This is a genomic window from Cellulomonas bogoriensis 69B4 = DSM 16987 (assembly GCF_000767165.1).
Lineage (GTDB): Bacteria > Actinomycetota > Actinomycetes > Actinomycetales > Cellulomonadaceae > Actinotalea > Actinotalea bogoriensis.
The window spans coordinates 1-10,784 of the sequence record NZ_AXCZ01000094.1 but is presented as its reverse complement, the minus strand read 5'-3'; the positions used below and the strand labels follow the sequence as shown (position 1 = coordinate 10,784).

General features: G+C 71.6%; 13 protein-coding genes. 4 read left to right on the top strand and 9 right to left on the bottom strand.

Going from position 1 to position 10,784, the window contains the following annotated elements:
• A partial coding sequence (locus N869_RS09515) for a TetR/AcrR family transcriptional regulator (RefSeq protein ID WP_035060723.1) occupies positions 1-272 on the bottom strand: 272 nt, incomplete at its 3' end.
• Between the two features lie 89 nt (positions 273-361).
• Here N869_RS09515 and N869_RS09510 point away from each other — a divergent pair.
• Entirely contained in the window at positions 362-1,087 is a 726-nt protein-coding gene (locus tag N869_RS09510) for an MBL fold metallo-hydrolase (RefSeq protein WP_035060720.1), read from the top strand.
• A gap of 88 nt (positions 1,088-1,175) precedes the next feature.
• Here N869_RS09510 and N869_RS17770 read toward each other — a convergent pair whose 3' ends face one another.
• The 7 genes from N869_RS17770 to N869_RS09470 all read right to left on the bottom strand — a co-directional run bounded on the left by N869_RS17770 (position 1,176) and on the right by N869_RS09470 (position 6,148).
• Positions 1,176-1,718 carry a DivIVA domain-containing protein gene (locus N869_RS17770; RefSeq protein ID WP_052105316.1) on the bottom strand — a complete coding sequence of 181 codons (543 nt, stop codon included), beginning with the start codon at positions 1,716-1,718 and terminating at the stop codon, positions 1,176-1,178.
• Positions 1,719-1,905: 187 nt separating this feature from the next.
• Positions 1,906-2,409, bottom strand: coding sequence for a hypothetical protein (locus N869_RS17760; RefSeq protein ID WP_035060717.1), 504 nt, complete (start codon positions 2,407-2,409; stop codon positions 1,906-1,908).
• Positions 2,406-2,984 (bottom strand): hypothetical protein, encoded by a 579-nt coding sequence (locus tag N869_RS09495; RefSeq protein ID WP_156968473.1) that lies wholly within the window; start codon positions 2,982-2,984, stop codon positions 2,406-2,408. The genes N869_RS17760 and N869_RS09495 overlap by 4 nt, the downstream gene beginning before the upstream one ends.
• Positions 2,981-4,402: an ADP-ribosyltransferase gene (locus N869_RS09490; RefSeq protein WP_035060712.1), complete on the bottom strand. Its 1,422-nt coding sequence runs from the start codon at positions 4,400-4,402 to the stop codon at positions 2,981-2,983. Before N869_RS09490 ends, N869_RS09495 begins: the two co-directional genes overlap by 4 nt.
• A complete protein-coding gene (locus tag N869_RS09485; protein ID WP_052105314.1) occupies positions 4,399-4,716 on the bottom strand; it encodes a hypothetical protein in 318 nt (105 codons plus the stop codon). The genes N869_RS09490 and N869_RS09485 overlap by 4 nt, the downstream gene beginning before the upstream one ends.
• Positions 4,713-4,976 (bottom strand): YbaB/EbfC family nucleoid-associated protein, encoded by a 264-nt coding sequence (locus N869_RS18860; RefSeq protein ID WP_408606351.1) that lies wholly within the window; start codon positions 4,974-4,976, stop codon positions 4,713-4,715. The genes N869_RS09485 and N869_RS18860 overlap by 4 nt, the downstream gene beginning before the upstream one ends.
• Before the next feature lie 578 nt (positions 4,977-5,554).
• Complete coding sequence (locus N869_RS09470) at positions 5,555-6,148, bottom strand: M15 family metallopeptidase (RefSeq protein WP_084136821.1); 594 nt, start codon at positions 6,146-6,148, stop codon at positions 5,555-5,557.
• Between the two features lie 67 nt (positions 6,149-6,215).
• Here N869_RS09470 and N869_RS09465 point away from each other — a divergent pair, with 67 nt between their 5' ends.
• Positions 6,216-7,100, top strand: coding sequence for a cytochrome c biogenesis CcdA family protein (locus tag N869_RS09465; protein WP_232229682.1), 885 nt, complete (start codon positions 6,216-6,218; stop codon positions 7,098-7,100).
• Between the two features lie 62 nt (positions 7,101-7,162).
• Entirely contained in the window at positions 7,163-8,971 is a 1,809-nt protein-coding gene (locus N869_RS09460; protein ID WP_035060704.1) for a glycoside hydrolase family 15 protein, read from the top strand.
• Positions 8,972-9,018: 47 nt separating this feature from the next.
• Here the strand turns inward: N869_RS09460 and N869_RS09455 are convergent, their stop codons facing one another.
• Positions 9,019-9,639 (bottom strand): helix-turn-helix domain-containing protein, encoded by a 621-nt coding sequence (locus tag N869_RS09455; protein ID WP_084136818.1) that lies wholly within the window; start codon positions 9,637-9,639, stop codon positions 9,019-9,021.
• Between N869_RS09455 and N869_RS09450 the strand changes: the two genes are divergently transcribed.
• On the top strand, positions 9,638-10,784 hold a 1,147-nt coding region (locus N869_RS09450; protein WP_035060699.1), incomplete at its 3' end, for an FAD-dependent oxidoreductase. The genes N869_RS09455 and N869_RS09450 overlap by 2 nt on opposite strands.

Here is a 10,784-nt window from a genome sequence, read left to right as displayed (position 1 = left end):
AGCGCCCGGGCCGCGCGCGTCAGGACCTCGCCCGCGCCCCCGGCACCGTCGGCGGCCTCCTCGAGGACTCGCCCGAGGTCCACCACGACCCCCTCGGCGATGAGCCGGACGAGCGCGTCGCGGCCGTCCACGTGCTTGTAGAGCGACGGCGCGCGAACGCCCGCCCGCTGCGCGACGGCCTGCATCGTCAGGCCGTCGGGCCCCTGCTCCTCCAGGAGCCCGGTCCCGATGGTGAGGATCTGCTCGAGCGACGTCCTACGCGGACTCGGCATGACGGCCCCTCTCGTTCATCGCTATTGCTATTAGCCATGATGGCTATGTACATTAGCCACCATCGTATCCATGGACCACGGAGGGCACCATGAGACTGGCACCGGGACTGCACCGCATCGGCGACGACGTCGTGGCCGCCTACCTGGTGGTCACCGACGACGGCGTCCTCGTCGTCGACGCGGGCATGCCAGGTCACTGGAGGGACCTCAACCGTGAGCTCGCAACCCTCGACCTGACCCTCGCCGACGTCCGAGGCGTGGTCCTGACCCACGGGGACACCGACCACCTGGGATTCGCCGAGCGCCTGCGCCGCGACCACGGCGTCCCGGTCCACGTGCACACCGCCGACGCCGCGCGGGCCCAGGGCCGGGACAAGCCCCACACCCACTGGGACACGTGGCGCCTGGCCCCCACCGCGCGGTTCCTCGCACTGGCCGTCCGCAAGGGCGGCCTGCGCACCACCTACCTGCGGGACGTCGTTCCCGTGGGCGACGGTGACGTCCTGGACCTGCCCGGCTCACCACGGGTCGTCGCCCTGCCGGGCCACTCCCCCGGGAGCATCGCCGTGCACGTCCCCGCCGTGGACGCGGTGCTGGTCGGGGACGCCCTGACCACCCGCCACGTCCTGACCGGCAGGACCGGCCCGCAACCGGCCCCCTTCACCGACGACCCCGACCAGGCCCTCACCTCGCTGGACCGGCTGACCACGCTCGACGCGACCTGGGTGCTCCCCGGCCACGGCGCACCCTCACGGGCCGGCACCGGGGCCGTGGTCGCGGCGGTCCGGGCGGCAGCCGGAGCAGAGCTGCGCTGAGGAGCCCGCCCCGCTTGCAGTCGAGCGTGCGGCGCACGGCCACGACCGCCATCTCGCTCGTGACTTGCGGGCTTGCCTCCGCGACCGCTCAGTCGCGCAGGGAGCTCTCCACGCGCGCGAGCAGCTGGTCGACGGCCCTCCTGTCGACACCCGGCCTCCACCATCTCTTCGCGGGACGGGCCCGGGCGACGTCATCGGCACCGAGGCTCGGCCGAGAGCCGCTGGCGTGCATCTGGAGCGCATACGCGGCGGAGGTCAGGAGCTCGTCGACCTCGGCGGGGTCATAGCCGGGGCGCAGGCGACGCGGGCGCAGGTCCGCGAGAGCCGCGCGCAGACCCGGCGCGTCGAGCGGTGCGGCCTTCCGTCCTGCGCCGCCACCCAGCGCGACCATGGCCCGGTCGAGGAAGTCGTCGACCTCGTCCTGGTCGTAGCCCTCGCGGTACTTGGTCGCGGCGAACGTGGTGTTGAGGATCTCGTCGGCGGTCAGGTCCGGGACCCCACCGGCCTCCAGGGTCGTGAACGCCGCCTGCAGGCGGTCCAGGAAGTCGTCGACCTCCTGCTGCTCGTAGCCCTCACGGAACTTGGTGGCCTGGAACCGGACGGCACGGACGTCGGCAGCGCTGACCTGCATCGATGTTCTCCCTGTCATGGAAGTGCGGTCGACATGGGGGTGCCGCACAGCAGACACCGTAGAGGTCGTGGGGGCTCTGCGGCAGTGGCCCTGAGGCTGCCGCACCCGCTGCGTCCGGGACGTACCGCCGCGCCCGGTAGCCGGACCGGCGCCGTCGCCCAGCGGTAGCACTGAGCCGAAGACGACGTCAGCCTCCGGCGGGCGGTTGCGCCGGCCAGCCGCCGGTGAACTTGCCGGGCGAGATGACTCCCGCGGGCTGCAACGCCTGGTGGTTACGCCACGTGGTGGCGACCGTCCCGACGAGCTCGTCCAGGGACGGCGGCCAGCTGGTGGGTGGTGGCGCCTGCCCGGTGAGGTCGAGCTCCTCGACCACATGCACCTTGGCACCGTCCAGGTCGACGGCCGCGATGATCCGCCACACGGTCCCTGGCAAGAAGACGACCTCACCCTCACCTGGCTGCTGGGAGAGGGCGCTCAGGTCACGGCCGGTGCGGCTCAGCATCGCCAACGCCGAAGCCGCGGTGAAGTCCTCGGTCGCGACACGCACGTCCCGGCTCGCCGGCACCACACCGGTCAGAACACCGACCGGCGGCACGACCACACCGTCGGTCAGGCCACGGAACACCAGCCCCCCGTAGGGCGGCAGCTTCTCGACGGCCGCCATGAAGCGTTCGATCCCAGGGTTCGTCATCTGTCCCACCACTTCGTCGTATCGATCGGAGGGTCCAGGCGCTCCCCTGCCACCCACGTCTCCTCCCGGGGCAACCACGCCCCCTCCCGGTCAGGGCGCACCACCGCCGGACCGTCAGCGCGGTGCAACCGCCACTCACGGTCACGCCACAACCGGGTGCCGTCCGGGTACGTGATCATCACACCACCCTCCGGCGTCAGCACCACGTCCGTCCCGTCACCCGGACCAACCGGACCCACACCACGCCCACCAGCCCACAACCACCCAGCCTTCAACGCCACGAACCGCCGGCGCGCCCACGCCTGCTCGGTCGGATTCGCCCACTCGTCGTAGTCACCAGGCATGTTCGGGATCGCACTGCGCTCAGGCCCGGTCGGGAAGTACGCACCAGACCCCGAACCCTCCGGTCGGATCTGCGCATCACCACCCTGCCGGAACTTCGCCTTCTCACTGCTGATCTCAGGCGCCGGCTCCCCAGCGGCGCGACGGCGCGCTACGTCCTCCCAGGCGGCTGCGAGCTCAGCCTTGGCTGCGTCACGGAACTTCCGGCGTTCCTCTTCCGTCATTCCACTCACCTGGCATCCCTCACAACAAACTCCCAGAAGCCTCCCGCATTCCAGTCCCTGGATACAACCTCAAAAGGATGACCACCCCTGAAGAGGACCTCACTTTCGTTCCCATAGTAAGACAATGCCCTAATATCAACCCCGCTCCTGCCGTCCTGGATCGTCACGAATGCATTCCCGTCACCCCGGAATCCTTGTGCAACGTCGGGGCGTGTAGATGAACTCCAGAACGCATCGTCCCTCACCGTGTTGCCGGGAATCCAATCGTCCAGCACTCCCTTGGGGAAGTTCGTCCCTCGGTACGTAGTCCCCTCGTAGACCGGGAGCTTCGCCATCCCGGCGTGGGCGCTGTCGATGCGTGCCGCGACCTCCGGTGACATGGGCTCGAGCCTGCGCATCATGGAGTTCATCGCCTGGTAGCCCTCGTTGGTGGTGTACCAGTGGATGTCGAGGACCTCCCTGGACGTGAGCGTCGGGTGCCTGGCCGCCACCTGATCGGCCCAGCCGTGGAGCAGCTCGGGGCGCTGCAGGGTCCCGTCCGGGCCGTACGCACCCCGCATCATGGGTTGCAGGTCGTCGATGTCGGGCAACGGGGCCCGCGGTCCCGTGTACGGGTCAGGTGCCCGCCGGGGCGCAGGACCCGCAGGACCGCCTGCCGCGCGACCGGCACCCGGCGTGGCTGACCGCAGGGCGCGGGAGACGCTGCCCAGTGCGTCCTTGAGCGCCTCGACCAGGCCCTTCAGCGACTTCACGGACGTGACGACAGCCGTGACCTTGGTTCCCACCCGGGCCGCGAGGGACGACACACGGGTCGTGACCTGGCCGATGACCCATGGGGTGGCCAGCCCGGCGCTCAAGGTCACCTGCGCCACCCAGGAGATCGCCGCACCGACGACCTCGGCCAGCGCGTCTCGCACCAGATCGTGGACGACCTGCACGATCGTGGAGGCCTTGCGCAACGCCGACCCGACAGCCGCTGACGCACCGGAGATCCCCCGGACGTGCTCGGCCAGATCATCGGTGTACCGGGCGTAGGCGAGGACCCCCTCGCCATCCATCGCCTCCAGGTCCACGCGCACCAGGCGCTGGAGGTCGTCGGCCGCACCGGCGGTCTGCGTGGCGATGTTGTCCCAGGTAGCCGCGAAGCCGAGGACAGCGCCCGCGTCCCCCGTCAGGTCGTTGAGCCACCCCTTGAGAGGCTGCAGGTGCTCCATGAGCCAACCGAGACCGTGGGCGATGAGCTGCCCGAGCGGGTCCATCACCGCCGCGGCCGTCCCGAGCAGTGTCGACACGCCGTTCAGTGCCGCGTCGAGCCACTGCTCCTCACGGATCGCCCGGGACAGGTTCGCCAGCGACTCGATCGTCAACGTCCCCGAGAGAGCAGTTGACGTGTCGACAGGCCCGGCGATCAGGGGGTTGGTCGTCATTCGACGGCCCGGCTCAGGGCACTCAGCCGCTCGTGGGCGCGGTCATCAGCGGCCTGGTACTCCCGGGACATCGCGACCACACCGTCAGCGGCTGCAGCGACGGTCTCGCCTGCCGCCGCCACAGCATCACCCACGGCGACCTCGGTCCGGTTGAGGAACGGTGGGATGAAGGAGCACAGCACCCCGAAGGCACCGTCGTGCAGGTTGACGCTGCGTGCTGCGTGGGAGGCGAGACCGATCGAGTCGGTGACCATCGAGAGGCGTTGAGCGTGACGTCTCAGCACCTCGAGGTCAACGGCGAACCCCTCGCTCATCTCGCCGCCTGCCGTTCCTGCAGCTCTGCACGGAGGTGCTCGACGGCCGGGTCACCCTCACCCCAGGCGTCTTCGGCGACAGCGATCGCGCGGGCAGCGGCGTCGTGCTGGGCGACACGGACAGCCTCGAGAATCATGGCTTCCAGGTCACGTGCACGGTACTGCAGGGCACCATCAGTGAGCTGCAGATCGCGCAACGCCCCTGCCGCATCCACTTCGACCGTCACCTCACCGCGCGGCGAGCGGCCCGTCCCGCGCACGGCAGCGATCGCCTCCTGGGCCTGCCGCGCCTGCTCGGCGCGACGCTGCGCCGTGGCGACGTCCTGCTGGATGCGCGCCAGGACGTCGTCCGGGTCGTCATATGAGGTCACGTCGATGTAGTTACCACTGGCTGGACAGCCGCCCAGGCCTCGCCCGCGGGCTGAGACGCCCTCCTCGAGCCCCGGGAGACCAGTCCCGGGTGTGGCTGGCGTCGGGGAGCGCAGATCATTGGGATACACGCCCTACGGCCGCCGCCACACCGACACGGCCGACGTCCACCCGGCGGTGAACTCGGCACCCCCATCGGCTCGGACAGCTCGATGCCGTGCACCTCGATCCCGTGTTCGTGCAGCGGGACGGCCACCCGGCCCGTCCCGATCGCGAGCTCGAGCGCGGGCCCGTCGCCCGCGAGCGCGGTCAAGAAGTCCACCGTCGGTTCCAGCACCTCGCGGGAGAACATCGGGGAGTGCGGGTCGTCGTAGGTGTCGGCCTGCACCCGGGTCCAGGACTGGCTGCGTATGCCAGCAGGCTGGGCGCCGCCTGCTCCGGGCGTCAACGGAAAAGTGCGTCCGCGACGTCAGTCCCAGGTGTGGCTCACGTCGGGGTAGGTCGCCGGGCACGTGCTCCCAGGGTCGGTCAGGGGCTCGAAGTGCCAGGGCTCGTAGTCGTAGACGCGGCACAGCCCGAACTCCGCACCCCGCTCCCCCAACCAGGCGGCGCCCGATGCAGGGCCGACGTCGATCGCCGTCCCCGTGACGTGGGCCGACCTGTCCGTGGGCATGACCCACCGGCGCGCCTCCTGCTCCGAGCCGTAGGTGCGGATCGCCTCCTCGATCAGCGCCTCCTGCTCCGTCGCGGTGCGGAAGCCCGAGGTGACGACCAGCTCGACCCCCTCTCGCGTGGCCGCGGCCGCCGCCCGGTCGAACCGCTCCTGCAGGTCCTCGTGCAGTCCCGTGGCCGGTCCCGCCGCGCCGACCAGCCTGGCCGTGACACCGACGCTGACCAGCACCCCGACCAGCACCCACACGGTGACCCGCCGGCTTCCGCCGCCGCGTGGCACGTCCTGGTCCGGGCGCGCCGACGGCGGGCGCGTCGACGGCGGACGGGGCACACCCGCGGACGTTCCGCTCGGTGGGATCACCGGCGGGAGCGGGTCGGCCGTGGTGCTCATGACCTCAGCGTGCCGTCCACCGCCCCGTGCACGCGTCCGCCCGGGGACTGACCAGGGTGTAGGAAGGGTGCGACGACAGGAGGAGGTCACCGTGGACATCGGGGTGCTGAGCGCGTTCCTCGGGGGCACCTTGGCGTTGCTGAGCCCGTGCTCCGCGCTGCTGCTCCCGGCGTTCTTCGCCTCCACGGTCGGCACCGGGCCCCGCCTCCTCCTGCACGGTGCGGTGTTCTACACCGGTCTGCTCACGGTCCTGGTCCCCCTCGGCGTGGGGGCGGGAGCGCTCGGGGCGCTGTTCGTCGCCCACCGGGAAGCGGTGGTCCTCGGTGCGGCGGCCCTCCTGGTCGTGCTGGGTGCCGTCCAGGTGCTCGGCCTCGGGTTCGACCCCGCACGGCTCGTCCCCGGCGCCACGGCCACCCGGACCCGGGCCGCGTCCGCGACAGGACTGACCAAGACGTTCCTGCTGGGTGCTGTGGGCGGGATCGCCGGGTTCTGCGCCGGCCCGATCCTCGGTGCGGTCCTCACCCTGGCCGCGGGCCGTGGTGACGTCGCGTCCGCCGGTGCGCTGCTCGCGGTCTACGGGGCCGGGATGGTGGTACCCCTGGTGGTCATCGCCTCGACGTGGCAACGGTTGGGGGCACGGGGGCGGGCCGTCCTGCGTGGGCGGACCCTGACGGTCCTGGGTCGCCAGCTGCACACCACCTCCGTCGTCACCGGCCTGCTGGTCATGGGCGTGGGCGTGCTCTTCTGGACGACGAACGGCCTGGTCGGCGCCCCCGAGCTGGTCCCGATCGAGCTGCAGGCCTGGTTGCAGCACCGGGCCACGACCCTGACCGACCCCGTCCTGGACACCCTCGCGGTGCTGCTGGCCGTCGCGGTGGTCATCGCCGTGGTGCTCGCCCGGCGGCAACGCACCCGCACCCGCGAGTCGACCCGCCCCGGCCGGGCGGCCTGAACCCACCCACCGGGCACGGCGCTCGTCCTGCGGGCCGGGGGGTCAACGCGTACAAAAGAGGGATGAGCACCCCACTGGAGGACTACGCCCTGCTGTCCGACCTGCGCACCGGGCCCCTGGTGTCCCGGGACGGGAGCATCGACTGGCTGTGCCTGCCCCGGTTCGACTCACCGGCGGTGTTCAGCGCGATCGTCGGTGACCCCGACGACGGCCGCTGGAAGCTCTCGGCGGTCGACGGTGAGGTCACCGCACGCAGGTACCTGCCGCACACGTTCGTCGTGGAGACGACGTGGCGCACCCCCACCGGCACGGTGGTCGTGACGGACTTCCTGCCGCCCAGCAACGACCGGGCGGACCTGGTGCGCCACGTGCGCTGCACCGACGGCACCGTCGAGATCGAGCACGACCTGCGGTTGCGGTTCGACTACGCGCGCGCCACGCCCTGGGTGCGGGTCGTGGACGGCGAGGCCCCCACGTTGCTGTCGATCGCCGGTCCGGAGGGGTTGCGCGTCCACGGTCCGCTCCTGGACGGCTCGGAGGAGGACGACGGTGCGATCGCCGGGGCCCGTGCCCCGCGCCTGACCGGGCGGTTCACCCTGGAGGCCGGCCAGACCCTCGACTGGGACCTCACCTGGTTCCCGTCCCACGAGGACGCGCCCGGCCCGATCGACGCCGAGGCCGCCCTGGCCCAGGCGGTCGGGTTCTGGGAGGACTGGTCCTCCCAGCTGACCGTCCACACCGACTACGACCCCATGGTGCTGCGGTCGCTGCTGGTGCTGCGGGCCCTGACCCACGGGCAGACCGGCGGGATCGTCGCCGCGCCCACCGCCTCCCTGCCCGAGTACCTCGGTGGCGGACGCAACTGGGACTACCGGTTCGTGTGGTTGCGGGACGCGGCCCTCACCATCGAGGTGGCGATCGCCCACGGGCTCACCGAGGGCGCGAAGCTGTGGCGCGACTGGTTGCTGCGGGCCGTCGCGGGCGACGCCCACGACGTGAAGATCATGTACGGGGTGGCCGGTGAGCGGGAGCTTCCCGAGCACGAGCTGGACCACCTGTCCGGCTACGAGGACTCCCGGCCCGTGCGCATCGGCAACGGGGCCGCCGACCAGTACCAGGCGGACGTCGTCGGCGAGGTCATGATCGCCCTGGCGCAGCTGCGCGACGCGGGCGTCGCCGAGGACGAGTACTCCTGGTGCCTGCAGAAGAGCCTCCTGGAGTACTGCGAGGCGAACTTCGACCGCAAGGACCACGGCATCTGGGAGATGCGCGGGGACCTGCACCACTTCACCCACGGCCGGGCCATGATGTGGGGGGCGTTCAACGAAGGCATCCGCGCCGTGGAGGAGCACGGCCTGGAGGGCGACGCCGACCGGTGGCGTGAGCTGCGTGACCGGCTCGCTGCTGAGATCGACGAGCACGGGTTCGACGCCGAGCTCAACACGTTCACCCAGACCTACGACAACACCGAGGTCGACGCGTCGTTGCTGCAGCTGCCCCACACCGGCTACCTCACCTACGACGACCCCCGGATGCTGGGCACCGTCGAGCGCATCGAGAAGGACCTGGCCGACGAGCACGGGCTGCTGCACCGGTACCGCACGGACTCCGGGATCGACGGGCTCGAGGGTGACGAGCACCCGTTCCTGATCTGCAACTTCTGGCTCGTGGAGCAGTACGCCAACAGCGGGCGCCTGGACGACGCGCGCGCCCTCATGGACCGCCTCGTGGGGTACGCGAGCGAGCTGGGGCTCCTCAGCGAGGAGTACGACGCCGGTGCCGACCGCCTGATCGGCAACTACCCGCAGGCGTTCAGCCACCTCGGGCTCATCCGCGCCGCCGACGCCATCGCCGCAGCCCGCAAGGACTGAGCCGCGGTCGACGGCGGCGGGTCACCGCCGCCGTCGCCCCGATCGGCTCACGGTTCGTGGACGTGGACCCGCGCACCCTCGGAGTTGAACATGCTGATCACCTGCGCGGGACGGGACCCCTCGGCCCACATGGCGTGCGGGGTGCGCGTGTCGAACTCCGCGGCCTCTCCCCGGGTCAGGACCAGGTGCCGTTCCCCCAGGTGCAGGTGCAGCCGGCCCGAGATCACGTACAGCAGCTCGGCGCCCTCGTGCACACGTTGGCGAGGGGGCTCGGCCCGAGGCTGGTAGGTGATGCGGAACGCCCTGATCGGTGAGGACTCCGGGGCCAGGGGCGCGATCGTCATCCCCTCCCGGTGGATGACGGGGCGACGTACCCGCGGGTCCGGCGGCTCCCCCGGCAGGAGGTCCTCGACCCTGATGCCCAGCTGCCGGGTCAGGGGCAGCAGCAGCTCGAGGCTCGCCTGCCTCTTGCCGGACTCCAACCGCGACAGCGTGCTCGCCGACATCCCGGCCCGGCCCGCCAGGTCCTCCAGCGTCCACCCGCGCTCCTGCCGGGCACCACGCAACCTGGCGCCCACGTGGGCGAGCTCCTCACGCACGCTCACGTTCTTGCCGATTTCGCACGAATGTTTGCCATGACGATCATTGTGGCCGTCCACTGGACCCATGGAGAACACCTGGGACGTCATCGTGATCGGTGGTGGTGCCGCCGGGCTGGGCGCCGCCCTCATGCTGGGGCGCGCCCGCCGGCGCACCCTCGTCGTGGACGCGGGCAGCCCCCGCAACCGCTTCGCCGCCCACATGCACGGGGTTCTCGGGCACGAGGGCACCGACCCCGCCGAGCTGCTGGAACGCGGACGTCGCGAGGTCGCCGGCTACGGGGTGCAGGTACGTCCCGGCACCGTCGAGCGCGTGGACGCCACCGACCGCGACGTGCGGCTCACCCTCACCGGCGGCGACGTGGTGACCGCCCGGGCCGTCGTCGTGGCCACGGGCATCACCGACGAGCTGCCCGACGTGCCCGGCCTCGCCGAGCGGTGGGGCTCCCAGGTGCTGCACTGCCCCTACTGCCACGGGTGGGAGGTGCGCGACCGCAGGCTCGGCGTCCTCACCACGTCACCGATGAGCCTGCACCAGGCCGAGCTGGTACGGCAGTGGAGCGACACCGTCACCGTGTTCACCTCCGCCCTGGGTGCGGTGGACACCCACACCCGCCAGCGGCTCCAGGCGCGCGGCCTGCAGCTGGTCGACTCGCCCCCGGTCGCGGTGACCGACGGGGAGGACGGGGCCCTCGCGGTGCGCACCGAGGACGGGGACGTCGTCCACCTCGACGCGATTTTCACCGCGGGCACGCCCCGCACGCACGACGGGTTCCTGGCGCACCTGGGGCTCGAACGGACCGACAGCCCGGTCGGGTCCGTGCTCGCCGTCGACCCCGCCGGACGCACGAGCCACCCGCGCATCTGGGCCGCCGGCAACGTCGTGACACCCATGGGCAACGTCCCCATGTCCCTCAGCGCAGGCAGCACGACGGGCGCGTTCGTGAACGCGGTGCTCGTCGGGGAGGACTTCGACCAGGCGCTCATCCGCACCGACCCCGCGGCCTTCTGGGAGGACCGGTACGCCGGTTCAGGACGGGTGTGGTCCGGTGAGCCGAACGCCACGCTGGTGGACGTGGTGGCCGGGCTGACGCCGGGCCGGGCCCTGGACCTCGGGTGCGGCGAGGGCGGGGACGCGATCTGGTTGGCGCGCCACGGGTGGGACGCGACCGGGATCGACATCTCCCCCACGGCGGTCGCGCGGGCCACCGAGG

What these genes read in the sequence shown, in the direction of transcription:
- N869_RS09490 (WP_035060712.1), bottom strand. Translation starts at nt 4,402, where the DNA reads ATGACGACCAACCCCCTGATCGCCGGGCCTGTCGACACGTCAACTGCT.
- N869_RS09470 (WP_084136821.1), bottom strand. Translation starts at nt 6,148, where the DNA reads ATGAGCACCACGGCCGACCCGCTCCCGCCGGTGATCCCACCGAGCGGA.
- N869_RS09510 (WP_035060720.1), top strand. Translation starts at nt 362, where the DNA reads ATGAGACTGGCACCGGGACTGCACCGCATCGGCGACGACGTCGTGGCC.
- N869_RS09455 (WP_084136818.1), bottom strand. Translation starts at nt 9,639, where the DNA reads ATGGGTCCAGTGGACGGCCACAATGATCGTCATGGCAAACATTCGTGC.
- N869_RS09460 (WP_035060704.1), top strand. Translation starts at nt 7,163, where the DNA reads ATGAGCACCCCACTGGAGGACTACGCCCTGCTGTCCGACCTGCGCACC.
- N869_RS17760 (WP_035060717.1), bottom strand. Translation starts at nt 2,409, where the DNA reads ATGACGAACCCTGGGATCGAACGCTTCATGGCGGCCGTCGAGAAGCTG.
- N869_RS17770 (WP_052105316.1), bottom strand. Translation starts at nt 1,718, where the DNA reads ATGCAGGTCAGCGCTGCCGACGTCCGTGCCGTCCGGTTCCAGGCCACC.
- N869_RS09485 (WP_052105314.1), bottom strand. Translation starts at nt 4,716, where the DNA reads ATGAGCGAGGGGTTCGCCGTTGACCTCGAGGTGCTGAGACGTCACGCT.